The sequence below is a fragment of the Streptomyces sp. NPDC045955 genome (assembly GCF_056430805.1).
In genome coordinates this window covers 95,132-117,248 of record NZ_JBWKKY010000012.1, presented here as the reverse complement: position 1 = coordinate 117,248, position 22,117 = coordinate 95,132, and the positions used below count along the sequence as shown (strand labels likewise).

Sequence of the window (22,117 nt, the reverse complement as noted above, 5' to 3'; positions counted from 1 at the left end):
GACCTGACCTACCCCGTCCTGGGGGCGTAGCCTTGATTCCCGCTGTCCATCATCTTGTGAAGCGGAAGAGGGCGGTTGCCGCCGTGTCGCCACAGTCCCCCAGTAACTCGAGCATCTCGACCGACACCGACCAAGCGGGGAAGAACCCTGCCACGTCGTTCGGTGCCAACGAGTGGCTCGTCGACGAGATCTATCAGCAGTACCTCCAGGACCCGAATTCCGTAGACCGAGCCTGGTGGGACTTCTTCGCCGACTACAAGCCGGGCGCCGCTGCCGCCTCGGCTCCGGCGGGTACCGCGGCCGCGGGGGCCGCGGGGACCTCCCCCACGCTCGAATCCACTCGCGCGGGGGGACCCCCATCCGCTCAGCCGGCGGCCCAGCCCGCCCCCGCCCAGGCTGCGGCCCCCGCCCCGGCGGCCTCGAAGCCCGCGGCCGCCGCGCCGGCTCCCGCCCAGGCGAAGCCCGCCGCGCAGGCCCCGGCTCAGGCCCAGGCACCGGCTCAGGCGAAGGCCGCCCCGGCCGCCAAGCCCGCCGCCGCGAAGCCGAAGGCCGAGCCCGCCGGTGAGGCCCCCTCGGGTCCCGAGCAGGTCGTGCTGCGCGGCCCCGCCGCCGCGGTCGCGAAGAACATGGACGCCTCCCTGGAGCTGCCCACGGCCACGTCCGTGCGCGCGGTCCCGGTGAAGCTGCTGTTCGACAACCGCATCGTCATCAACAACCACCTCAAGCGGGCGCGCGGCGGGAAGATCTCCTTCACGCACCTCATCGGCTACGCGATGGTCCAGGCCATCAAGGCGATGCCGGCGATGAACTACTCGTTCGCGAAGGTGGACGGCAAGCCGACCCTGGTCAAGCCGGAGCACGTCAACCTCGGTCTCGCCATCGACCTGGTCAAGCCGAACGGCGACCGCCAGCTGGTCGTCGCGGCGATCAAGAAGGCCGAGACGCTGAACTTCTTCGAGTTCTGGCAGGCCTACGAGGACATCGTCCGCCGCGCCCGCGACGGCAAGCTGACGATGGACGACTTCTCCGGGGTCACGGTCTCCCTGACCAACCCCGGCGGTCTCGGCACGGTCCACTCGGTGCCGCGTCTGATGCCCGGCCAGTCCGTGATCATGGGCGTCGGCTCCATGGACTACCCGGCGGAGTTCCAGGGCACCTCCCAGGACACCCTGAACAAGCTCGGCATCTCGAAGGTCATGACGCTCACGTCGACCTACGACCACCGGGTGATCCAGGGCGCCGCCTCCGGCGAGTTCCTCCGCCAGGTCGCGAACCTCCTGCTCGGCGAGAACAATTTCTACGACGAGATCTTCGAGGCGCTGCGCATCCCCTACGAGCCGGTCCGCTGGCTCAAGGACATCGACGCGAGCCACGACGACGACGTCACGAAGGCCGCCCGTGTCTTCGAGCTGATCCACTCCTACCGGGTCCGCGGCCACGTCATGGCCGACACCGACCCGCTGGAGTACCAGCAGCGCAAGCACCCCGACCTGGACATCACCGAGCACGGCCTCACCCTGTGGGACCTGGAGCGCGAGTTCGCCGTCGGCGGCTTCGCCGGCAAGTCGATGATGAAGCTGCGCGACATCCTCGGTGTGCTGCGCGACTCGTACTGCCGCACCACCGGCATCGAGTTCATGCACATCCAGGACCCCAAGCAGCGCAAGTGGATCCAGGACCGGGTGGAGCGCCCGCACTCCAAGCCGGAGCGCGAGGAGCAGCTGCGCATCCTGCGCCGCCTGAACGCCGCGGAGGCGTTCGAGACCTTCCTGCAGACCAAGTACGTCGGCCAGAAGCGCTTCAGCCTGGAAGGCGGCGAGTCCGTCATCCCGCTGCTGGACGCGGTGCTGGACTCGGCCGCCGAGTCCCGCCTGGACGAGGTCGTCATCGGCATGGCCCACCGCGGCCGCCTGAACGTCCTCGCCAACATCGTCGGCAAGTCGTACGCCCAGATCTTCCGCGAGTTCGAGGGCAACCTCGACCCGAAGTCGATGCACGGCTCCGGCGACGTGAAGTACCACCTGGGCGCCGAGGGCACCTTCACGGGCCTCGACGGCGAGCAGATCAAGGTCAGCCTGGTCGCGAACCCGTCGCACCTGGAGGCGGTGGACCCGGTCCTGGAGGGCGTCTCCCGCGCCAAGCAGGACATCATCGGCAAGGGCGGCACGGACTTCACGGTCCTGCCGGTGGCGATCCACGGCGACGCGGCCTTCGCGGGCCAGGGCGTGGTGGCCGAGACCCTGAACATGTCGCAGCTGCGCGGCTACCGCACCGGCGGCACGGTCCACATCGTCATCAACAACCAGGTCGGCTTCACCGCGGCCCCCGAGTCCTCGCGCTCCTCCATGTACGCGACGGACGTGGCCCGCATGATCGAGGCCCCGATCTTCCACGTGAACGGCGACGACCCCGAGGCCGTCGTCCGCGTCGCGCGGCTCGCCTTCGAGTTCCGCCAGGCGTTCAACAAGGACGTGGTGATCGACCTCATCTGCTACCGCCGCCGCGGTCACAACGAGTCGGACAACCCGGCCTTCACCCAGCCCCTGATGTACGACCTGATCGACAAGAAGCGCTCGGTGCGCAAGCTCTACACCGAGTCCCTCATCGGTCGCGGCGACATCACCCTGGAGGAGGCCGAGCAGGCGCTGCAGGACTACCAGGGCCAGCTGGAGAAGGTCTTCACCGAGGTCCGCGAGGCCACCTCCCAGCCGGCCACGGTCGAGCCGTCGGACCCGCAGGCCGAGTTCCCGGTCGCCGTGAACACCGCGGTGACCACGGAGGTCGTCAAGCGGATCGCCGAGTCCCAGGTCAACATCCCCGACCACATCACCGTCCACCCGCGTCTGCTGCCGCAGCTGCAGCGCCGGGCGTCGATGGTCGAGGACGGCACCATCGACTGGGGCATGGGCGAGACCCTCGCGATCGGCTCCCTCCTGCTGGAGGGCGTCCCGGTCCGCCTGGCCGGCCAGGACTCGCAGCGCGGTACGTTCGGCCAGCGCCACGCGGTCATCATCGACCGCAGCACGGGCGACGAGTACACGCCGCTGCAGTACCTCTCCGAGGACCAGGCCCGGCTCAACGTCTACAACTCCCTCCTCTCCGAGTACGCGGCGATGGGCTTCGAGTACGGCTACTCGCTGGCCCGCCCCGAGGCGCTCGTGATGTGGGAGGCGCAGTTCGGCGACTTCGTCAACGGCGCGCAGACGGTCGTGGACGAGTTCATCTCGTCGGCCGAGCAGAAGTGGGCCCAGACCTCCGGCGTCGTCCTGCTCCTCCCGCACGGCTACGAGGGCCAGGGCCCGGACCACTCCTCGGCCCGCCCGGAGCGCTTCCTCCAGATGTGCGCCCAGAACAACATGACGGTCGCCATGCCGACGTCGCCGTCGAACTACTTCCACCTCCTGCGGTGGCAGGTGCACAACCCGCACCACAAGCCGCTGGTGGTCTTCACGCCGAAGTCGATGCTGCGCCTGAAGGCGGCGGCCTCGAAGGCGGAGGAGTTCACGACCGGGCAGTTCCAGCCGGTCATCGGCGACCCGACGGTGGACGCGACCGCGGTCAAGAAGGTCGTCTTCTGCGCCGGCAAGGTCTACTACGACCTGGAGGCCGAGCGTCAGAAGCGCGGCGTCACCGACACGGCGATCATCCGCATCGAGCGCCTGTACCCGCTGCCGGGTGCCGAGCTCCAGGCGGAGATCAAGAAGTACCCGAACGCCGAGAAGTACCTGTGGGCCCAGGAGGAGCCGGCGAACCAGGGTGCCTGGCCGTTCATCGCGCTCAACCTGATCGACCACCTGGACCTGGCGGTCGGCGCGGACGTCCCGCACGGCGAGCGCCTGCGCCGCATCTCGCGCCCGCACAGCTCGTCCCCGGCGGTCGGTTCCGCGAAGCGGCACCAGGCCGAGCAGGAGCAGCTGGTGCGTGAGGTGTTCGACGCGTGAGCCACTGAACACCGGCTCGTAGCAAGGCCCGGCCCCGGGAACATGCGTCCCGGGGCCGGGCCTTTCGCCGTCCCGGAATGTCAGATCGGCTGCGGTGCGACATCCCATTGGAGCTGTTCGACCTTCGCGAGGGCGGCCTCGCTGAAACCGACGTCCTCCTGGTGGCCGTAGGCCTCGCCCTCACCGATCCGCGCGGTGATCACCGTGCCGTCCGGCAGCTGGACATCCTGGATGTGGCTCATCTCGTCCCCCGCCGAGTCCCCCGCCGGACCGATCGAGCACGGCCGGCGCCCACGTACACCAGACGAGGGTCATATCCAGGTTGGCTGCCCGTGACCTAACCCGTTCCCGGCCACGGTCTCGCGGGACCGCACGGCCTACCCTGGAGGGGTTGGCAAGAGGGCTTGCCCCGTCCGGATCAGGAGCACGAGTTGTATTTCACCGACCGCGGCATCGAGGAGCTGGAAAAGCGGCGCGGCGAGGAGGAGGTCACCTTCGAGTGGCTCGCCGAGCAGCTGCGGACGTTCGTCGATCTCAACCCCGACTTCGAGGTGCCGGTGGAGCGGCTGGCCACGTGGCTGGCGCGGCTGGACGACGAGGACGAGGAGTAGGACGTTCCCGGGACGGTCAGTCGCGGGGGTGGGTGAGGCCGTAGGCCAGGCTCAGCGAGCCGTGGGCGAGGAGCAGGGCCCCCGCCGCGATCAGGCCGCCGTTACGCCGCCGTACGCCGCGGGCCGTGAGCGGTACGCCCGCCGCCACCTGGGCGAGGGCCAGGGTGCGGGCCCCGGGGCCGCCGGTCCAGGGGATCCAGGGGCCGATGCGGCTGTGGTCGACGGTGTCGCGTTCCGCGATCGCGTCGTGCCGGCCCGGCCATTCGACCGGGAGGCTGTCCGGCTGGAGTGCGGCGGCTTCCCGGAGGCGGTCGGCGGGCCGGCCGGGGGCGAGTTCCGGGGGCAGTGAGACGCCCACGCGCGCGAGGACCACGAGCAGGCGGCGCAGACGGGCGCGGGCGTCGGCCGCGGAGTCGGCCTTCGTCAGCCGGTCGAGGGCTTGGAGGTCCAGGACGGGGTCGAGGCCCACGCGCGCGGCGAAGGTGCGCATCGCCTCCTCCTCCCCCGCCGGGACCCCGCTCGCGAGCCAGACGAAGCCGACCGGGCGGCGGAAGCCGGTCGCGAGCGTGAAGCCCGCGTGGTCGGCGTCCCACCACAGGGCGAGAACGGGCCAGGGCGCGCCGACGGCGAGGGCCGTGGCCCAGCCTGTGACCACTCGGTCGACGGGCTCGCCGGCGTCCCGCCAGGGCCCGCCCTCGGGCACGAGCACACTCCATTCGTCGCCCGCCCGGGTGAGCTGCATGCGCTCCCGCAGCAGGTGGGCGACGGGGGCGACCGCCCCGGGCACCGCCCGGCACAACAGCAGCGCCCCAGGGGCGGGACCCGCGCGGTCGGCTTCCGTCGACATGGTCACACGGTAGGACGAATCGCCCCTCTTCGGGCACTTTTGTACGCCTCGATGCGCGCCTCGGCATCCCCGAAACGAGTGCCTTGACTTTCCCGGACCACGATATATCGTGAATGACAGGAGACGCGATATGGCGCGTCCTGTCGGGAGGTCTGTCCATGTCCGAGTGGTCTGTCGCGGAGCCGAGGAAACTCACCTTCGACGAGCCCGTGAGCGAGCTCCACGTGCGCCTCGTCGACGGAACGGTGAACGTGGTGGGCACGGACGAAGGTTCCGCCCGCCTGGAGGTCTCCGAGATCCAGGGACCGCCCCTGGTGGTCACCCAGCAGGGCGGCACTCTCACGGTGGCCTACGAGGACCTGCCCTGGAAGGGCTTCCTCAAGTGGCTGGACCGCAAGGGCTGGCGCCGCAGCGCGGTCGTCTCCCTGGCCGTCCCGGCCTCCACCCGGGTGGAGCTGGGGGTGGTCGGCGCGGCAGCGGTGCTCTCCGGGATCGAGGGCCCGGCGGCGGTGAAGGGCGTCACGGGCGACACGACCCTCGTGGCCCTCTCCGGCCCGGTCCGCGCCGACACGGTCTCCGGGAATGTGGAGGCCCAGGACGTGACGGGCGACCTCCGGTTCAACTCCGTCTCGGGCGACCTCACGGTGGTCGAGGGCTCCGGTTCCTCCGTGCGGGCCGACTCGGTCAGCGGCTCCATGATCGTCGACCTCGACCCGGACGGCCCCACGGACGTGCGGCTGACCAGCGTCTCCGGCGAGATCGCGATCCGGCTGCCGGACCCGGCGGACGCGGAGGTCGAGGCCAACACGGCGAGCGGCGCGGTCTCCAACGCGTTCGACGGTCTGCGGGTACACGGCCAGTGGGGCGCCCACAAGATCACGGGCCGCCTGGGCGCGGGCACGGGCAGGCTGCGAGCGACGACGGTCTCCGGCTCGATCGCCCTGCTGCGCCGCCCCTCCAGGGAGGATGAGCCCGACGAACCGTGGGACACCCGGCCCGGCACCGGCAGCTCGCCGGCCGACCCGCAGGACGACCCGCAGGCCGGCTCGGGAGACAATTCCGTCTCCGGCCGGGGCGCCGCCGACGCCGGAGCCCCGGCCGACGGCACGACCGACAAGAAGGTGCTCTGACATGCCCCCCGTCTTCGCCCACGGCCGCCTCCGCCTCTACCTGCTGAAGCTGCTGGACGAGGCCCCCCGTCACGGCTACGAGGTGATCCGCCTCCTCGAGGAGCGCTTCCAGGGGCTGTACGCACCGTCGGCGGGCACGGTCTACCCGCGCCTGGCCAAGCTGGAGGCCGAGGGCCTGGTCACCCACACCACCGAGGGCGGCCGCAAGGTGTACTCGATCACGGACGCGGGCCGCGCCGAGCTGGCCGACCGCAGTGGCGAGCTGGCCGATCTGGAGCTGGAGATCCGGGAGTCGGTCGCGGAACTGGCGGCGGAGATCCGCGCCGACGTGCGCGGGGCCGCCGGCGACCTGCGCCGCGAGATGCGCGCCGCCGCGACCGAGGCCCGCCGGGAAACCGGCAGCAGGGGAGCCCGTGGCGTGGAGGACGCTCCCTTCGGGGACTTCGGGCAGTACGGCGACAAGGACGCCTGGCGTGCGGCCAAGGAGGAGATGCGGCGAGCCAGGCAGGAGTGGAAGGAACAGGCCCGCCGCGCCAAGGACGAGAGCCGCCGCGCCCGCGAGGACGCCCAGCGCGCCCGCCGCCAGGCGAAGGAGGCCCAGGAACAGGCCCGCGCCCAGGCCCAGGAGCAGGTGCAGCGCATCGCCCGCCGGGTCCAGGAGCAGGTCCAGGACCACTTCGCCCGCGGCGACTGGCCCACGGGACTGCGCGAGGGCCTGAGCGAACTGGCCAAGGAGGTCGGCGAGTTCGGCAAGGACTACGGCAAGGACTTCGGCTTCGACTGGACCGGCACCGGCAAGCCGGCCGCAGAGCCGACGCCCTCACAGCCCGCCGGGGACTTCCCGGCCGCCTACGAGCCTGCCTGGGCCCACGAGGACGCCATGGACTCCACCGGCGACCCGGCCCGCGACCTGGACCGCCTGCTCGACCGCTTCAGGGACGACATCCGCGACGCGGCCCGCGACCACGGCGTCACCCCCGGCCAACTGCGCGACGCCCGCCGCCACCTGTCGCAGGCCGCGGCCCACATAGGAGCCCTGCTGCGCACGCCGAAGAAGTAAGCGGCCGGCTCCGCCCCTCACCCGGCCTTGGCCTCGCCGCCCCCGTACAGCACCCGCACCAGGGACGCGTAGGTCACCCCGTGGTCGGCGAGGACCTCGGCCGGGACGCCGGGGCGCAGGGTCAGGGCGAGCAGGATGTGCTCGTCCCCGATGTGCCGGTCCCGCTGGGCGAGGGCGACGCGCAAGGAGCGCTCCAGGACGTCCTTGGAGCCGCGCCCGAAGGAGGGCCGCCCCGACCACCACCCCTTGTCCTTCCGGTCACCGGCCATGGCGCCGGCCCCGTGCACCTCCTCCACCCGGGCGACGATCTCCTCCACATCGATCCCGAGCCCGGCGAGCGCGTCGGTCTCGGCCTGCGACAGCCCGGCCCGCCGCCGCGCCGCCCCCAGCGCCTGCCGCGCGGACTCCCTCCGCTCACCGAGCCCGAGAGCGGCGAGCGCGAAGGAGCCACGACTGCCCTCCCGATCGAGCAGCGCGAGCAGCAGATGCTCCGGCTCCACGACCTGCCCGCCTCTGCCACCCTCCACATACGCGAACGCACCCTTGACCACGCTCCGGGCGTCCTTCGTGAACGGCTCGAACATCAATGCCTCCCGTACTTCTTGTGCACGGCCTGCCTGCTCACACCGAGTTCGGTGGCGATCTCCTGCCACGACCAGCCCTGATTGCGCGCGTTGCGCACCTGGACGGCTTCCAGCTGCTCCAGCAGCCTGCGCAGGGCGGCGACGGCCCGCAGACCGACCCGTGGATCACGGTCGCCCGCCCGCTCGGCCAGATCGGTTGCTTCGGTCATGGCGTCAACCTACGTTGACGCTCTCCTTCCGTCAACCCCAGTTGACAAACCAAACGGCCGGCCCGAACCCCGGACCGGCCGCCAGCACACCCCACTCACCAGGCACTACGGATTGACGAGCACGACCTTCCCGAACTGCTCACCGGACGCCAGCCGTTCGAAGCCCTCCCGCGCACGGTCCATGGGCAGCACCTCGTCGATCACGGGCCGCACTCCGGTCGCGGCACAGAACGCCAGCAGGTCCTCCAACTCGTCCTTGGTGCCCATCGTGGACCCGACGACCTTGAGCTCCAGGAAGAAGATCCGCGTCAGTTCGGCGTGCGAGGGCCGGTCACCACTGGTGGCACCGGAAATCACCAGCGTGCCGCCGGGCTTCAGCGACTTGACGGAGTGCGACCAGGTGGCGGCCCCGACGGTCTCGATCACGGCGTCGACCCGCTGCGGCAACCGCGCCCCCGCCTCCAGGGCCTCCACGGCCCCCAGCTCCACGGCCCGCTTCCGCTTGGCCTCGTCCCGGCTCGTGGCGAAGACCCGCAGCCCGGCCGCCTTGCCCAGCACGATGGCGGCCGTGGCGACACCACCGCCGGCGCCCTGCACGAGCACGGAGTCGCCGGGCCGGACGCCCGCGTTGGTGAACAGCATCCGGTACGCGGTCAGCCAGGCCGTGGGCAGACAGGCGGCTTCCTCGAAGGAGAGCTCCTTGGGCTTGGGCAGGATGTTCCAGGTCGGCACGGCGACCTGCTCGGCGAAGGTCCCCTGGTAGCGCTCGGTGAGGATGGAACGGGGTTCCTTCGGTCCGACCCCGTGCCCGCTCTGTCCGATCACGGAGTGCAGGACGACCTCGTTGCCGTCCTCGTCGACGCCGGCGGCGTCACAGCCGAGGATCATCGGCAGCTTGTCCTCTGCGAGGCCGACGCCGCGCAGGGACCACAGGTCGTGATGGTTGAGGGAGGCGGCCTTGACCGTGACGGTGCTCCAGCCGGGGCGGACCTCGGGAGCCGGACGCTCTCCCAACTCCAGGCCGGCCAGTGGCTGGTCGCGGTCGATTCGGGCGGCGTAGACAGCGAACATGACCTTGACGATAGGTTCCGGACCGACCGCACGGAACCACCGGCCTCTGTGAGACACACCCTCTTGCCAGGCGCTCGGCACCCGTGCCGCCCGGGGGGCACACCCCCACCGAGGGAGGCACGACGGCCCGCAGCGGCGCCCTGCGGGCACCAAACCACCACGCACCCGCACCCGCGCACGGCGCGAAGGGGACGTGTCGGGGGGTGTCCGCCCGCAGCGGTTGGCGCGTCAACGGGGAGTTGGTCGGTACGCAACCCCATCGCGCCGTTCCGAGGACGGACACCCCCCGGCGCGGCCCCGACCCACCACCACCGCGCAGGCGCTACGCGCACCCCCACCGAAGCAGCCACAGGCCGCCGCAGGCACCCCGCACCACCCAAACAGCCGAACCCAAGGAAACGACCCCGCCCACACCCGGACGGGGCCACTCACATCACCGCGCAACACGCAACACGCAAACGTGCAAACGCGCAACGCGCTACTACGTCACCGCCGAGCCACACCCTCGGCCCTGGCAGCCGCCGCCACCGCAGCCGTCACCGCCGGCGCAACCCGCTCGTCGAACGGCGACGGGATGACGTAGTCGGCCGCGAGGTCGTCCCCGACCACGCCCGCCAGCGCCTCCGCCGCAGCCAGCTTCATCCCCTCCGTGATCCGCGACGCCCGCACCTGCAAGGCACCCGCGAAGATCCCCGGAAACGCCAGCACGTTGTTGATCTGGTTCGGGAAGTCCGACCGCCCGGTGGCCACCACGGCCGCGTACTTGTGCGCGACCTCGGGGTGCACCTCGGGATTCGGATTCGCCATGGCGAAAACGAACGCCCCGTCGGCCATGGACGCCACCGCGTCCTCCGGCACCGTCCCACCGGACACCCCGATGAACACATCGGCCCCGGCCAGCGCCGCCTCCAGCGACCCGCTGATCCCCGCCTTGTTCGTGAACCCGGCCAGCTCCCGCTTCACCGGCGTCAGATCGTCCCGGTCCGCCGACACGACACCCTTGCGGTCGGCCACCGCGACATCCCCGATCCCGGCCTCGACCAGCATCTTCGCGATCGCGACACCCGCCGCACCGGCGCCGGAGATGACGGCCCGCAGATCTCCCAGCGCCCGCTTGCTCAGCCGCGCAGCGTTCCGCAGGGCCGCCAGCGTCACCACCGCCGTACCGTGCTGGTCATCGTGGAAGACGGGAATGTCCAGCGCCTCCTGGAGCTTCCGCTCGATCTCGAAGCACCGCGGCGCCGAGATGTCCTCCAGGTTGACTCCGCCGAACGACGGCGCGAGCCGCACCACCGTCTCGACGATCTCGTCGACGTCCGTGCAGTTCAGCGCGATCGGAACCGCGTCCACGCCGCCGAACTGCTTGAACAGAATCGCCTTGCCCTCCATCACCGGGAGGGAGGCCTCGGGCCCGATGTCACCGAGTCCCAGCACGGCCGTACCGTCCGTCACGACGGCCACGACCGAAGACTTCCACGTGTAATCGTGCACCAGCTCCGGCTGCTCCGCGATCGCGCTGCACACCTTCGCGACGCCGGGCGTGTACGCCAGGGACAGGTCGTCCTTGTCACGGACCGGCACCGTGGCCTGCACGGCCATCTTGCCGCCGCGGTGGAGCGCGAACGCCGGATCGAAGGAGTCGAGGGGCTCCGCACCGCCCTCGTGACCCGTATGGTCCGTCGTGCTCTCGCTGCGAGGATTGACGATCTCCGCTGCCACTTCGTTTTACCCCTTAAATCTTCATTGGCTTGAGGGTGGCCACTCCTGGTGAGGCGTGGGCGGGACCGCGTACGGCCGTGGTCGTGCTCTGTACGTGTTACGTACGGGCGCGTACGCGATGGGCGCGCCGCACACGCGCCCTGAGCCCCGGATGAGGGGTGTAAAGAACCTTCTTACCGGACGGACGGCGCCGACGACGAGTCCATAACGCGAAGGTCACACACGGGCACCCTGACTCTTCGTCCAATATCAGGACAAGGACTGGACAAACCCTCGACAACCGCTCACGGGTCGGCGAATCCTTCGGGCCCCGTATCGGATTCCCGGGACATACCGAAGATCTTCCTGCCGGAAGGAATGATTCCCGCAGAAGGTCCGGCCGTGATGTACCGGAGTGATGCGGTTCGGGGGTCGCCCGTTATCCGATTTTGACATGGCTGGCCCCCAGAATGGCGCAGTCCGAATGGCAAGATGCCGTAATCACACGAGGTCGCGACACTCGAAGACGTGTGTTCTCGTCGACCCAGGTACTGCCGGCACCGCCGGTAGTCCACGGCACTGCCGAACCCATCGGCAGCGCTCGCCCCATCGGCAACTCCACCCATCCGCCGGAGGAACCCACCATGACCGCAAGCTCCACCCGTCGTACGACCGCCGCGCACTCCCGGCTAGCAGCGGTCGGTGCGATCGCGGTCGCAGGCGCACTGATGCTCACCGGATGCGGTGACCAGACCAAGGACACCGGGTCGGGCAGCGAGACGAGCGCGGCCCCGCTCGCCGACAAGCTGCCGCAGGCGATCCGCGACAAGGGCGTCATCAAGGTCGGCTCGGACATCGCGTACGCCCCGGTCGAGTTCAAGGACAGCTCCGGCAAGGTCGTCGGCATCGACCCGGACCTCGCCGCCGCCATGGGCAAGCAGCTCGGGGTCGACTTCCAGTTCGAGAACGGCACCTTCGACACGCTGATCACGGGTCTGCGCTCCAAGCGGTACGACATCGCCATGTCCGCGATGACCGACACCAAGGACCGTCAGGAGGGCATCGACTCCGACACCGGCAAGAAGGTCGGTGAGGGCGTCGACTTCGTCGACTACTTCACCGCCGGTGTCTCGATCTACACCAAGAAGGTCGACGACCAGGGCATCAAGTCCTGGTCCGACCTGTGCGGCAAGAAGATCGTGCTGCAGCGCGGCACGGTCTCCGAGGACCTCGCCAAGGCCGAGTCGAAGAAGTGCCCGGCCGGCAAGAAGATCGCCATCGAGGCCTTCGACAACGACCAGCAGGCCCAGACCCGCCTGCGCGCGGGCGGCGCCGACGCCGGCTCGTCCGACTTCCCGGTCGCCGCGTACGCCGTGAAGACCTCCGGTGGCGGCAAGGACTTCCAGCTGGTCGGCGAGCAGGTCGAGGCCGCTCCGTACGGCATCGCGGTCGCCAAGAACCAGACGCAGCTGCGGGACGCCCTCAAGGCCGCGCTGGACGCGCTCATCAAGAACGGTGAGTACGAGAAGATCATGAAGAAGTGGGGCGTCACGGACGGCGCCATCAAGGAAGCCAGCATCAACGGCGGCAAGTGACCGCGACGCAGCGGCACTGAAAGGCAACACCCGTGACTGTTGACATCGACAAGACGTCGGGGCCGTCCGACACGCCCCCGGCCGGACCGGAGGCCATCAAGGCCATCCCGGTCCGGCACTACGGGCGGTACGTCTCCGCCGTCATCGCCATCGCCCTGCTGGTCGGGGTCGTCTACGCGTTCTCCCAGGGCAAGATCAACTGGGGTGCGATCCCGGACTACTTCTTCGACGACCGGATCCTGGACGGCGTGGGCAAGACGCTCCTGCTGACCGTGCTGTCCATGGTGATCGGCATCGTCGGCGGCGTCGTGCTCGCCGTGATGCGCCTGTCGAAGAACCCGGTGACCTCGTCGATCGCGTGGTTCTACATCTGGTTCTTCCGCGGCACCCCGGTCCTGGTACAGCTGATCGTCTGGTTCAACCTGGGCCTGGTCTTCGAGTACATCAACCTCGGGCCGTTCTACAAGGACGAGTGGTCGGACTTCATGACCCCGTTCCTGACGGCGCTGCTGGGCCTCGGTCTCAACGAGGCCGCGTACATGGCGGAGATCTGCCGAGCCGGTCTGCTCTCCGTCGACGAGGGCCAGACCGAGGCGTCGCACGCGCTGGGCATGAGCCACGCCAAGACGCTGCGCCGGATCGTCATCCCGCAGGCGATGCGCGTGATCGTGCCGCCGACGGGCAACGAGGTCATCAACATGCTGAAGACGACCTCGCTGGTCTCGGTCGTCCAGTATCCGGAGCTGCTCCGCGCCGCTCAGGACATCGGCCAGACCTCCGGCGCCCCCGCCGAGATGCTGTTCCTGGCGGCGGCCTGGTACCTGCTGATGACGTCGGTCTTCAGCATCGGCCAGTACTACCTGGAGCGGTACTACGCGCGTGGTTCGAGCCGGTCGCTCCCGGCCACGCCGTTCCAGAAGGTCAAGGCCAACCTCCTGTCCCTGTCCAACCGCTCGAAGCCGACGGGAGGCACCGCATGAACGCCATGGTCAAGGCAGAAGGCGTCCACAAGAGCTTCGGCCCCCTCGAGGTCCTCAAGGGCATCGACCTGGAGGTGAAGTCCGGCGAGGTGTTCTGCCTCATCGGCCCCTCCGGTTCCGGCAAGTCGACCTTCCTGCGGTGCATCAACCACCTGGAGAAGATCAACGCCGGCCGCCTGTACGTGGACGGGAACCTGGTGGGCTACCGCCAGAAGGGCGACAAGCTCTACGAGCTGAAGGACAGCGAGGTCGCCCGCAAGCGCCGGGACATCGGCATGGTCTTCCAGCGCTTCAACCTGTTCCCGCACATGACGGCCGTGGAGAACGTCATGGAGGCACCGGTCCAGGTCAAGGGCGTGAGCAGGAGCCAGGCCCGGCAGCGTGCCCTGGAGCTCCTGGACCGGGTGGGTCTGGCCGACAAGGCGGGCAGCTACCCCTCGCAGCTCTCCGGCGGCCAGCAGCAGCGCGTCGCCATCGCCCGGGCCCTCGCCATGGACCCGAAGCTGATGCTGTTCGACGAGCCGACCTCGGCGCTCGACCCGGAGCTGGTCGGTGACGTCCTGGACGTCATGCGCGACCTCGCCGAGTCCGGCATGACGATGATCGTCGTCACCCACGAGATGGGCTTCGCCCGCGAGGTGGGCGACAGCCTGGTCTTCATGGACGGCGGTGTGGTGGTCGAATCCGGTCACCCGCGCGAGGTGCTGACGAACCCGCAGCACGAGCGGACGAAGTCGTTCCTGTCCAAGGTGCTCTGACATCACCCACCCCGAGGGGGCGGTACGGAACTCCGTACCGCCCCCTTCGGCATGCTCCTCGGTGATGTCCGCGTCCCTCACCCGCCCCGTCCCTCGTAATACCCTGGGAGCACCATCAGCTGTTACGAGTGCGCGCTCAGGACAATAAAGCCCTCCGTAAGGACTACACGTGGAACTGGCCTATTACTCGGACTACGCCGTGCGCCTCGTCAACACGGAGGAACCGGCCCGGGGCAAGGACACCCTGACGTCGGTCGAGGCGGTCCGCGAGCTGTTCGTCGACAACCAGTCGGCGGCCCGCCGCACCACCGACGCGGACGTCACCCGCTTCCGCTCGGTCCGGGCCCGGCTGCGTGCGGTCTTCGAGGCGGCCGACAGCGGCGACGAGACGCTCGCCGTGGACCTGCTGAACTCACTGCTGCTGGAGTTCCCGGTGAGCCCGCAGATCTCCGGGCACGACTTCCGCGACGACGACGGCCGTCCCCTGTGGCACATGCACCTGGCGGACCATCCGTCCAATGCGACCGCGGGATACGCGGCGATCGCGGCGATGGGCCTGGCGTTCCACCTGACCGAGTACGGCGTGGACCGGCTCGGGCTGTGCGAGGCCGCGCCCTGCCGCAACGCCTACCTGGACACCTCCACCAACCGCTCCCGGCGCTACTGCTCCGACCGCTGCGCGACCCGCGCCAACGTGGCGGCCTACCGCGCCCGCAAGCGCCTAGAAGCGGCCAGGCCCGGCCTGCCCGAGAGCACGGGCCTGGCGGCGGACAACGCCCAGCCCAGCAGCGCCCAGGGCGAACGCAGCCCCGGCTTGCGCGGCCGGTAGCGGAACCGGACCCGTCCCAGCACCAGGTCGTCGGGGACGACGCCGTAGTCGGTGCTGTCCCCGCCGGCGTACGCGTTGTCCCCGAGCACCCACCAGCCGTTCTCGCGCCGCTGGGCGACCCGCTTGACGACCAGCAGGTCCTGCTGGAAGGGATGCCGCAGCACGACGACGTCACCGGGCTTGAGCCGGGCCCCGTAGTGCACCAGGAGCCGGTCCCCGTGGTACAGCGTGGGCACCATGGACGGACCGGTCACCTCGGCCACCCCGAAGGGCGCGGCCGACCTCCCCCGCTCGGACTCCTGCGACAGCTCCGGCATCACCCGGCACCTCCCCGGTTCTTCGTCCACCAGTCTCAGTCTCACCCTGGACTTTTGTCCTAAGCCCATGGGGGCACTCGCGAAAACCGCTCCCCCACGGAGTAATGTCCCCTGTGAGAAGACGATCACGAGGAAGGAATGCTCCATGCTTTCCCGCCTGTTTGCCCCCAAGGTCAAGGTCAGCGCACACTGCGACCTTCCCTGCGGTGTGTACGACCCTGCCCAGGCCCGCATTGAGGCGGAGTCGGTGAAGGCCATCCAGGAGAAGATGGCCGGCAACGACGACCCGCACTTCCAGACGCGTGCCACCACCATCAAGGAGCAGCGCGCGGAGCTCGCGAAGCACCACGTGTCCGTGCTGTGGAGCGACTACTTCAAGCCGCCGCACTTCGAGAAGTACCCCGAGCTGCACCAGCTGGTCAACGACACCCTCAAGGCCCTCTCCGCCGCCAAGGGTTCGACCGACCCGGCGACCGGCCAGAAGGCGCTGGACTACATCGCCCAGATCGACAAGATCTTCTGGGAGACCAAGAAGGCCTGAATCCACGGGCAGGCGAAGGGGCCCGGCCGGGAGAACCGGCAGGGCCCCTTCGTCATGGGCAGTCGTGGGCGGCGTTACGTGCGGGGCTGCCCTTGCCGGTCAGTGGAACCGCGGGACGATCAGGAAGATCCCGTACGCCACCACGGCCGCACAGGCGAGGAAGCACAGCGCCGCCTGGGTGATGGCCGAGGGCGAAGGTGCGGCCCTGCCGGTCGCGGGTGCCCTCCAGTTGGGCGAGGCCGAGGACGCCGAGGACCGGTAGGCGAGGTAGGTGGCCAGCAGTGCGGCGACACCGGCCACGACCGGCGAGGCCACCGCCGGCACCAGCACCTTCTCGACGACCTTGCCGAAGTCGACGCCGTGGCTGCCCGCCCCGACCCACACGGCCCCGATCAGCCCGCCGAACAGGGCGTGCGAGGAACTCGACGGCAGTCCTGCCAGCCAGGTCAGCAGGTTCCACAGGATCGCCCCGACCAGTCCCGCCAAGATCATTCCCGGGGTGACGAGGGTGTCGTCCACGATGCCGCCCGAGATGGTCTTGGCGACCTCCGTGGACAGGAAGGCACCGATCACGTTGAGGACACCGCTGATCAGGACCGCCGTACGGGAGCGAGTGCGCCGGTGGCGATGGACGTGGCCATCGCGTTCGCCGTGCCGTGGAATCCGTTGGTGAAGTCGAAGGCCAGTGCCGTCACGATGACGACCGCCACGAGGAACGTGATGTGGTCCATTCCTGAATGCAAACAAGTGCAGGCCATAGGCGGGGAACGGCGAGGCAGAGGCTGGTCAAGGTTCACGCGGCTGGCCGTGACGCACGCCCTCTACGATCGGGCCCATGAGGATCAGCTGGACGTACGCCTTCATCGACCGCCCGCGGGAGGCCTTCGACGCCGCCTGCGACTTCTGGACAGCGGTCACGGACACCCGGCTGTCCGAACTGCGCGGAGAACACGACGAGTTCGCCACGCTGCTTCCCGACGGCGCCGACGCCTGCCTGAAAGTACAGGCGGTCGAGCCGCCTTCCGGCGGTGCGCACATCGACTTCTGTGTGGACGACGTACCGGAGTTCGCCGCCGCGGCGGTGCGGTTCGGCGCGAGCGTGGTGACCGACCTCGGTTCGCTCGTCGTGCTGCGTTCGCCCGGTGGGCAGTTGTTCTGCGCGGATCCCTGGCGCGGCCAGTCGTCACGCCCGGACGTGGTGCGGGGCAGTCGGCTCGACCAGGTGTGCGTGGACGTCGCGCCCTCGGCCTTCGACACCGAAGTCGCCTTCTGGAGCGCGCTGCTCGCCGACTGGGAGTCGCTGCCGGGCTCCCTCCCCGAGTTCCACGTGGTCAAGCCGCCGCCCGGTCTGCCGGTCCGTCTGCTCCTGCAACGCCTCGACGAGGAACGTCCGGCCTGCGCCCACCTCGACCTCGCCTGCGCGGACGTCGCGGCGACCCGGGCGCGGCACGAGGAACTCGGAGCCGCCTTCGTGGCCGGCTTCTCCGGCTGGACCGTGATGCGCGACCCGGCGGGCGGCACGTACTGCCTGACGACCCGGGATCCGGTGACGGGCGGCGCGCGCCTCTAGCGCGCTTCGGCGTAGGCGCACGCGACGAGCGGTCCGGTCCTGTCCGGCGTCGGACAGGGCGGCAGGTCCGGCGTCATGTCGGGCTTCGTCTCCTCCCAGCCGTAGGGGCCCTGGGGCTCCGTCGAGTCCTGCAGCCACAGCGTCAGTCCGCCGGCGGCGGCCACGGCGAGCACCCACACGATCACAGCCCAGCGCCATACCCCGCGGCGCCACTCCCCCGTCATGCCCATGCCTTCACGTTAGTCGCTCAGCCGCGTGGCCCGCGCCATGAGGTAACGCTGTTCGGGCAGGCTGAGGGTCTGCGCGGCCGCCGACTCGTAGGCGGCGCGGGCCGCTTGGGGATCGCCCGCGCGTTCCAGGAGGTGACCGCGTACGGCGTCCACGCGGTGACCCTGCAATTCGCCTGCCAGGGCGTCCAGTTCGTCCAGTCCGGCGTGCGGGCCGTGGACCATGGCGACGGCCACCGCGCGGTTGAGGCGTTCGACGGGGCCGGGGACCAGACGGACGAGGACGTCGTACAGGCCCAGGATCTCGGCCCAGTCCGTCGCCTCGGGCGAGGGTGCCTCGTCGTGGACGGCGGCGATCGCGGCCCGCAACTGGTACGGCCCGGGCCGGCCCCGGGACAGCGCCCCGGTGACCAGCGTGACGCCCTCCTCGATCGCGGCCTTGTCCCAGCGGCCCCGGTCCTGTTCGTCGAGGAGGATCAACTCGCCGTGCGGTCCGCTGCGCGCGTCGCGGCGGGCGTCGGTGAGCAGCATCAGCGCGAGCAGGCCGGCCACCTCGCCGTCGTCGGGGAGCAGCCGGTGGACCGTGCGCGTCAGGCGTACGGCCTCGCCGGCGAGGTCACGGCGCTGGAGAGCGGCTCCGGAGGTGGCCGTATAGCCCTCGTTGAAGATCAGGTAGAGGGTCTGGAGGACGGACGGCAGCCGCTGTTCCCAACGGTCCGGGCGACCGAAGCGCACACCCCGCACCTTCTGCTTGGCCCGGCTGATGCGCTGCGCCATCGTCGTCTCCGGCACCAGATACGCGCGGGCGATCTCCGCCGTGGTCAGACCGCCGACGGCGCGCAGCGTGAGCGCGATCTGGGCGGGCGGCGTCAGGTCCGGATGGCAGCACAGGAAGAGCAGCGAGAGCGTGTCGTCCTCGCGGGGAGCCCGCTCCCCGGGCGGCGCTGCGGTGAAGGCGTCGCGGGGGGTGAGCGCCGCCGCCCGCTCCTCGCGCTGGCGCCGCGCCTCCTCGCTGCGCAGGGTGTCGGTCAGCCGCCGCGAGGCGACTTTGATCAGCCAGCCGCGAGGATTGCCGGGCACACCCGCCGAAGGCCACTGCCCGGCCGCAGCGAGCAACGCCTCCTGTACGGCGTCCTCGGCGGCGTCGAAGTGTCCGTACCGCCTGACGAGCGCGCCGAGGACCTGCGGCGCGTCACGGCGCAGCAGGTCCTCGATCTCGGGTGTGCTCCTCACCGGTCCCACCGGTCCCACCGGCGCGCCCGTCGGCGGTCCGGGCCCTCAGATGTCCCCGGAGCCGTCCATGATCGGACGGATCACGACCGGGTAGTCGGGGGCACCGGCCGGCTGGGGGCAGCGGGCGACGCGCTCGGCGATCTCGGTGACCCGCTCCAGGCTCTCGCACTCCAGGACCCAGTAGCCGGCCAGCAGCTCCTTGGTCTCGCTGTACGGGCCGTCGGTGATCACGGCCTTGCCGTCGTCACCGAGAGTGACGTGCCGGGTCTGGGCCGGCTCGGCCAGGCCCTGCCCGTCGACGAATTCGCCCGTCTCGGAGAGGTCGTCGTTGATGGCTCCCATGTAGGCGAACATGGCCTGGAGCTCCTCGTCGCTCCACGCGGGGGAGCCCGCCGACGCCTTGCCGCGCATGGCGTCGTAGTCCGCCTGCGTGCCCTGCACCATGACCAGGTACTTCATCAGTCCGCTCCTTCGGCTCTCACCGCCCTGGTGGGCGGCTCTCACAGGGGACGTCGGAGCCGGGCCGGGATTCTCGACACGACCTCAGGGATTTTTCGCGACGGATTCTCCGGGGGCGTCGTCGCGCGGGGTCGTCGCAACTGAGCCGGTGTCCTCGGCGGACCGGGGCGGGTCGGCGGTCCGGCTCTCCTCGCCGGTCCGGCCGCCCTCGGCCTCTTCCCCTTCATAGGCCCCGCACTCGGGGTTGCGGCAGGGGCCCGCCACCCACACGGGGACCCACGCGCCCAGCGTCTTGTGGCGCCGGACGACCGTCTCCACCGGCTGTCCGCAGGTCGGACAGATGTGTCCTTCGCTGCCCATGTCCTCAGGGTAGGCCGGTCGGCGGCTCAGCGCTTCCTGCTGTACGTGCGCACCAGCATCCCGTTGCCGAACGTGCGCACCGATTCGAGCGTGAAGTCCGAGATCGCGATTCCCGAGCCGAACATCGGCATGCCCGTGCCGTACACGAGCGGGTAGGTCTTGATGACGAGTTCGTCGATCTCGTCGAGCAGCTCGCCCGCGACCTTGGACCCGCCGCACAGATAGATGCCCAACTCGCCGTCCTCAGCCTTCAGTTCGCGGACCTTTCCGACGAGGTCGTCCGCGATGATCTCGACGTTCGGGTCGGGCGACTCCTTCAGCGTCGTGGAGGCGACGTACTCGCGCAGGTGGGCATACGGGCTGGTGATGCCCTCCTTCAGGGCGACGTCATAGCTGCCGCGGCCCTGGATGATGGTGTCGAACCGCTTGTTCGGCAGGTCGTCGAAGCCGAGGACCCGGCGGCCCTCGGTGGCCGCGGTCTCCGGGTACTCCGCCTTCAGGAAGGCGAGGAACTCCTCGTCGAGGAAGCGGAACATCGACGTCGCGTCGCCGTCCGGGTCTCCGATGAAGCCGTCGATCGAACAGGCGATGAAGTACGTGAGCTTTCGCAAGCCGGTCTCTTTTCGTAGGCTGCCACCGCAACGACTTAAGTTGTAGTACTTCTTCTGTAGTGGTTGCAAGGAGTTATCCGCGAACGGCGGAAAGTAGGAGAAGGGACTCCGCATGGTCAGCAATCCCGGGCGCCGGGCCGCGCTCGTCGACGCCGGTGTCGAGGTGCTCGCGCGTCAGGGAGCGCGCGGGCTGACGTTCCGCGCGGTGGACGCGGAGGCCGGTGTGCCCGTGGGCACGGCCTCCAACTACTTCACTGACCGCGCCGACCTGCTGCGTCAGATCGACACCCGGCTGCACGTACGCCTCGCGCCCGACCCCGACGTGGTCGCCGGGCTGATGACCCGCCCCAAGGACCGCTCACTGGTCACGGCCTTCATGTACGACCTCATGGCCCGCGCGACCCGCGACCGCACGGGCTATCTGGCCCTCATGGAACTGCGCCTGGAGGCCACCCGGCGTCCCGAACTGCTCGCCTCGTACACCAAGTCGGTCCGTGGCGACCTGGAGGAGGCCATGGAGTTCCACCGCACGGCCGGCCTGCCCGGCGGCGACGAGTCCGTCGCCGTGCTGTACCTGGCCATGCTCGGCCTGCTCCTGGAGCATCTGACCCTGCCGGGTGTCCTGGAGGACGTACTGCCCGGGGTGAGCGTGCCGGAGGGGCTGGTCGAGAAGATCGTGGCGACGGTGCTGCCGGAGGGGTAGGAGAGGCGGGGCGCCTGGAGGGGCTGGGGCGCCGCTGGACCGGCCGGGAGAGGCTGGGGCGGGTCAGGACGCGGTCTCGGCGGTGCGGGGTTCGCGCCACATCGGCCACATGGCCGGGCCGCCCTCCGGGAGGTCGAGCACCGGGCCGGCGAGTGCGAAGCCGAGGCGCTCGTACAGCTTGCGACTGCGGGCACTGCTCGCCTCCAGGTAGGCGGGCAGTCCCTCACGGTCGCACCGGTCGAGGACCGACTCGATGAGCGCCGTGCCGAGCCCCTCACCCTGGCGGCCGGGGGTCACGCCGATCATCCACAGGTACTCGTGGGCCCGCCCGGAGGGATGGATGGCAGCGGTCAGCCGGGCGATCGCCTCGACGCGTTCGTTGTCCGGGTCGACGGCCTCACGCACCTGGGCCGGTCCGTCGTCCTCGGCGTCGTGGTGGTCGTCGGCGGACATGGACAGCCACAGCGCACAGGCCGAACCGTCCTCGGTGAGGTCGATGCGCCCGGACTCGAGCACGATGTCGGTGAAGGCGCCCATGAGCCCGGGATGGTGGGCACGACGGTCCTCAGCCCCGGGGAAGACCCAGCCGCTCACGGGATCGTCCTGGAACGCCTCGTCCAGCAGCCGGACAACCAGCTCCCGGTCCCCCTCGCCCGCCGTCCGGATCGCCACACCCATGTCCCGCCCCTTCACTCGTCCCGACGGGCGTGATCGTAGGGCGGTTGGGAGCCGTCCCGGCGCATGAGGCCGGAGCTTGGCGGGATTTCATCGAACAGGCGCCCA

23 protein-coding genes and 2 pseudogenes are annotated in these 22,117 nt (G+C 70.1%); 11 read left to right on the top strand and 14 right to left on the bottom strand.

All coding sequences use genetic code 11. The features are described from left to right. Nucleotides 1-83: 83 nt before the first annotated feature. Entirely contained in the window at nucleotides 84-3,941 is a 3,858-nt protein-coding gene (locus tag AC07F0_RS25010; protein ID WP_478981999.1) for a multifunctional oxoglutarate decarboxylase/oxoglutarate dehydrogenase thiamine pyrophosphate-binding subunit/dihydrolipoyllysine-residue succinyltransferase subunit, read from the top strand. An 80-nt stretch (nucleotides 3,942-4,021) separates the two neighbouring features. On the opposite strand, the gene AC07F0_RS25005 is transcribed toward AC07F0_RS25010, so the two are convergent. Further along, entirely contained in the window at nucleotides 4,022-4,183 is a 162-nt protein-coding gene (locus AC07F0_RS25005; RefSeq protein ID WP_478981997.1) for a hypothetical protein, read from the bottom strand. A gap of 189 nt (nucleotides 4,184-4,372) precedes the next feature. Here AC07F0_RS25005 and AC07F0_RS25000 point away from each other — a divergent pair, with 189 nt between their 5' ends. After that, nucleotides 4,373-4,552 carry a DUF6104 family protein gene (locus tag AC07F0_RS25000; RefSeq protein WP_023586593.1) on the top strand — a complete coding sequence of 60 codons (180 nt, stop codon included), beginning with the start codon at nucleotides 4,373-4,375 and terminating at the stop codon, nucleotides 4,550-4,552. Between the two features lie 16 nt (nucleotides 4,553-4,568). Here the strand turns inward: AC07F0_RS25000 and AC07F0_RS24995 are convergent, their stop codons facing one another. Beyond that, nucleotides 4,569-5,399, bottom strand: coding sequence for a hypothetical protein (locus AC07F0_RS24995; RefSeq protein ID WP_478981995.1), 831 nt, complete (start codon nucleotides 5,397-5,399; stop codon nucleotides 4,569-4,571). 158 nt (nucleotides 5,400-5,557) lie between these two features. Here AC07F0_RS24995 and AC07F0_RS24990 point away from each other — a divergent pair, with 158 nt between their 5' ends. Together AC07F0_RS24990 and AC07F0_RS24985 are read left to right on the top strand one after the other, a co-directional pair. Then, nucleotides 5,558-6,529: a DUF4097 family beta strand repeat-containing protein gene (locus tag AC07F0_RS24990; RefSeq protein ID WP_478981993.1), complete on the top strand. Its 972-nt coding sequence runs from the start codon at nucleotides 5,558-5,560 to the stop codon at nucleotides 6,527-6,529. 1 nt (nucleotide 6,530) lies between these two features. Then, nucleotides 6,531-7,589 (top strand): PadR family transcriptional regulator, encoded by a 1,059-nt coding sequence (locus AC07F0_RS24985; protein WP_478981991.1) that lies wholly within the window; start codon nucleotides 6,531-6,533, stop codon nucleotides 7,587-7,589. 17 nt (nucleotides 7,590-7,606) lie between these two features. Here the strand turns inward: AC07F0_RS24985 and AC07F0_RS24980 are convergent, their stop codons facing one another. The 4 genes from AC07F0_RS24980 to AC07F0_RS24965 all read right to left on the bottom strand — a co-directional run bounded on the left by AC07F0_RS24980 (nucleotide 7,607) and on the right by AC07F0_RS24965 (nucleotide 11,172). Further along, nucleotides 7,607-8,173, bottom strand: coding sequence for a Clp protease N-terminal domain-containing protein (locus AC07F0_RS24980; RefSeq protein ID WP_478981989.1), 567 nt, complete (start codon nucleotides 8,171-8,173; stop codon nucleotides 7,607-7,609). Then, nucleotides 8,173-8,382 (bottom strand): HTH domain-containing protein, encoded by a 210-nt coding sequence (locus AC07F0_RS24975; protein ID WP_003992902.1) that lies wholly within the window; start codon nucleotides 8,380-8,382, stop codon nucleotides 8,173-8,175. The genes AC07F0_RS24980 and AC07F0_RS24975 overlap by 1 nt, the downstream gene beginning before the upstream one ends. A 105-nt stretch (nucleotides 8,383-8,487) precedes the next feature. After that, on the bottom strand, nucleotides 8,488-9,453 hold the full coding sequence (locus tag AC07F0_RS24970) for a zinc-binding dehydrogenase (RefSeq protein ID WP_467368408.1): 966 nt from the start codon (nucleotides 9,451-9,453) through the stop codon (nucleotides 8,488-8,490). A gap of 486 nt (nucleotides 9,454-9,939) precedes the next feature. Next, complete coding sequence (locus AC07F0_RS24965; protein WP_478981987.1) at nucleotides 9,940-11,172, bottom strand: NAD(P)-dependent malic enzyme; 1,233 nt, start codon at nucleotides 11,170-11,172, stop codon at nucleotides 9,940-9,942. Nucleotides 11,173-11,795: 623 nt separating this feature from the next. Between AC07F0_RS24965 and AC07F0_RS24960 the strand changes: the two genes are divergently transcribed. From AC07F0_RS24960 to AC07F0_RS24945, 4 genes are all read left to right on the top strand, one after another. Continuing rightward, nucleotides 11,796-12,746, top strand: coding sequence for an ABC transporter substrate-binding protein (locus AC07F0_RS24960; RefSeq protein WP_478981986.1), 951 nt, complete (start codon nucleotides 11,796-11,798; stop codon nucleotides 12,744-12,746). A 32-nt stretch (nucleotides 12,747-12,778) separates the two neighbouring features. Beyond that, on the top strand, nucleotides 12,779-13,726 hold the full coding sequence (locus tag AC07F0_RS24955) for an amino acid ABC transporter permease (protein ID WP_478981984.1): 948 nt from the start codon (nucleotides 12,779-12,781) through the stop codon (nucleotides 13,724-13,726). Continuing rightward, nucleotides 13,723-14,484 (top strand): amino acid ABC transporter ATP-binding protein, encoded by a 762-nt coding sequence (locus tag AC07F0_RS24950; RefSeq protein ID WP_478981982.1) that lies wholly within the window; start codon nucleotides 13,723-13,725, stop codon nucleotides 14,482-14,484. The genes AC07F0_RS24955 and AC07F0_RS24950 overlap by 4 nt, the downstream gene beginning before the upstream one ends. A 169-nt stretch (nucleotides 14,485-14,653) precedes the next feature. Then, nucleotides 14,654-15,313 carry a CGNR zinc finger domain-containing protein gene (locus AC07F0_RS24945; RefSeq protein ID WP_478981980.1) on the top strand — a complete coding sequence of 220 codons (660 nt, stop codon included), beginning with the start codon at nucleotides 14,654-14,656 and terminating at the stop codon, nucleotides 15,311-15,313. Between the two features lie 65 nt (nucleotides 15,314-15,378). Here AC07F0_RS24945 and sodX read toward each other — a convergent pair. Further along, nucleotides 15,379-15,552 (bottom strand): annotated as a pseudogene (sodX, locus tag AC07F0_RS24940) (nickel-type superoxide dismutase maturation protease); the annotation flags it as partial. 223 nt (nucleotides 15,553-15,775) lie between these two features. Between sodX and sodN the strand changes: the two are divergent. After that, a complete protein-coding gene (gene sodN / locus AC07F0_RS24935) occupies nucleotides 15,776-16,171 on the top strand; it encodes a superoxide dismutase, Ni (RefSeq protein ID WP_190049384.1) in 396 nt (131 codons plus the stop codon). A gap of 255 nt (nucleotides 16,172-16,426) precedes the next feature. Here sodN and AC07F0_RS24930 read toward each other — a convergent pair. Next, nucleotides 16,427-16,902: pseudogene (locus AC07F0_RS24930) on the bottom strand (inorganic phosphate transporter); the annotation flags it as partial. Nucleotides 16,903-17,006: 104 nt separating this feature from the next. On the opposite strand from AC07F0_RS24930, the gene AC07F0_RS24925 reads away from it, so the two are divergent. Beyond that, nucleotides 17,007-17,741: a VOC family protein gene (locus tag AC07F0_RS24925; protein WP_478981978.1), complete on the top strand. Its 735-nt coding sequence runs from the start codon at nucleotides 17,007-17,009 to the stop codon at nucleotides 17,739-17,741. Here AC07F0_RS24925 and AC07F0_RS24920 read toward each other — a convergent pair. From AC07F0_RS24920 to AC07F0_RS24900, 5 genes are all read right to left on the bottom strand, one after another. After that, nucleotides 17,738-17,971, bottom strand: coding sequence for a hypothetical protein (locus tag AC07F0_RS24920; protein WP_478981976.1), 234 nt, complete (start codon nucleotides 17,969-17,971; stop codon nucleotides 17,738-17,740). The two genes, AC07F0_RS24925 and AC07F0_RS24920, sit on opposite strands and share 4 nt — an antisense overlap. A 9-nt stretch (nucleotides 17,972-17,980) precedes the next feature. Then, complete coding sequence (locus tag AC07F0_RS24915) at nucleotides 17,981-19,201, bottom strand: RNA polymerase sigma factor (RefSeq protein ID WP_478981974.1); 1,221 nt, start codon at nucleotides 19,199-19,201, stop codon at nucleotides 17,981-17,983. A gap of 45 nt (nucleotides 19,202-19,246) precedes the next feature. Then, complete coding sequence (locus AC07F0_RS24910) at nucleotides 19,247-19,660, bottom strand: YciI family protein (protein ID WP_478981972.1); 414 nt, start codon at nucleotides 19,658-19,660, stop codon at nucleotides 19,247-19,249. 84 nt (nucleotides 19,661-19,744) lie between these two features. Continuing rightward, entirely contained in the window at nucleotides 19,745-20,020 is a 276-nt protein-coding gene (locus tag AC07F0_RS24905) for a hypothetical protein (protein ID WP_478981970.1), read from the bottom strand. A 26-nt stretch (nucleotides 20,021-20,046) separates the two neighbouring features. Further along, nucleotides 20,047-20,631, bottom strand: a complete 585-nt coding sequence (locus AC07F0_RS24900) for a dihydrofolate reductase family protein (RefSeq protein WP_478981968.1) — start codon at nucleotides 20,629-20,631, stop codon at nucleotides 20,047-20,049. 112 nt (nucleotides 20,632-20,743) lie between these two features. Here AC07F0_RS24900 and AC07F0_RS24895 point away from each other — a divergent pair, with 112 nt between their 5' ends. Then, nucleotides 20,744-21,334 carry a TetR/AcrR family transcriptional regulator gene (locus tag AC07F0_RS24895; protein WP_478981966.1) on the top strand — a complete coding sequence of 197 codons (591 nt, stop codon included), beginning with the start codon at nucleotides 20,744-20,746 and terminating at the stop codon, nucleotides 21,332-21,334. Nucleotides 21,335-21,397: 63 nt separating this feature from the next. Here AC07F0_RS24895 and AC07F0_RS24890 read toward each other — a convergent pair whose 3' ends face one another. Beyond that, entirely contained in the window at nucleotides 21,398-22,012 is a 615-nt protein-coding gene (locus tag AC07F0_RS24890; protein ID WP_436727483.1) for a GNAT family N-acetyltransferase, read from the bottom strand. Between the last annotated feature and the right edge of the window lie 105 nt (nucleotides 22,013-22,117).

Bases quoted from the DNA above. Each gene is read 5' to 3' on its own strand.
- AC07F0_RS24970 (WP_467368408.1), bottom strand. From the start codon at position 9,453: ATGTTCGCTGTCTACGCCGCCCGAATCGACCGCGACCAGCCACTGGCC.
- AC07F0_RS24995 (WP_478981995.1), bottom strand. From the start codon at position 5,399: ATGTCGACGGAAGCCGACCGCGCGGGTCCCGCCCCTGGGGCGCTGCTG.
- AC07F0_RS24960 (WP_478981986.1), top strand. From the start codon at position 11,796: ATGACCGCAAGCTCCACCCGTCGTACGACCGCCGCGCACTCCCGGCTA.
- AC07F0_RS24975 (WP_003992902.1), bottom strand. From the start codon at position 8,382: ATGACCGAAGCAACCGATCTGGCCGAGCGGGCGGGCGACCGTGATCCA.
- AC07F0_RS24920 (WP_478981976.1), bottom strand. From the start codon at position 17,971: ATGGGCATGACGGGGGAGTGGCGCCGCGGGGTATGGCGCTGGGCTGTG.
- AC07F0_RS24910 (WP_478981972.1), bottom strand. From the start codon at position 19,660: ATGAAGTACCTGGTCATGGTGCAGGGCACGCAGGCGGACTACGACGCC.
- AC07F0_RS24985 (WP_478981991.1), top strand. From the start codon at position 6,531: ATGCCCCCCGTCTTCGCCCACGGCCGCCTCCGCCTCTACCTGCTGAAG.
- sodN (WP_190049384.1), top strand. From the start codon at position 15,776: ATGCTTTCCCGCCTGTTTGCCCCCAAGGTCAAGGTCAGCGCACACTGC.
- AC07F0_RS24990 (WP_478981993.1), top strand. From the start codon at position 5,558: ATGTCCGAGTGGTCTGTCGCGGAGCCGAGGAAACTCACCTTCGACGAG.
- AC07F0_RS25005 (WP_478981997.1), bottom strand. From the start codon at position 4,183: ATGAGCCACATCCAGGATGTCCAGCTGCCGGACGGCACGGTGATCACC.
- AC07F0_RS24980 (WP_478981989.1), bottom strand. From the start codon at position 8,173: ATGTTCGAGCCGTTCACGAAGGACGCCCGGAGCGTGGTCAAGGGTGCG.
- AC07F0_RS24925 (WP_478981978.1), top strand. From the start codon at position 17,007: ATGAGGATCAGCTGGACGTACGCCTTCATCGACCGCCCGCGGGAGGCC.
- AC07F0_RS24905 (WP_478981970.1), bottom strand. From the start codon at position 20,020: ATGGGCAGCGAAGGACACATCTGTCCGACCTGCGGACAGCCGGTGGAG.
- AC07F0_RS24895 (WP_478981966.1), top strand. From the start codon at position 20,744: ATGGTCAGCAATCCCGGGCGCCGGGCCGCGCTCGTCGACGCCGGTGTC.
- AC07F0_RS24890 (WP_436727483.1), bottom strand. From the start codon at position 22,012: ATGGGTGTGGCGATCCGGACGGCGGGCGAGGGGGACCGGGAGCTGGTT.
- AC07F0_RS24950 (WP_478981982.1), top strand. From the start codon at position 13,723: ATGAACGCCATGGTCAAGGCAGAAGGCGTCCACAAGAGCTTCGGCCCC.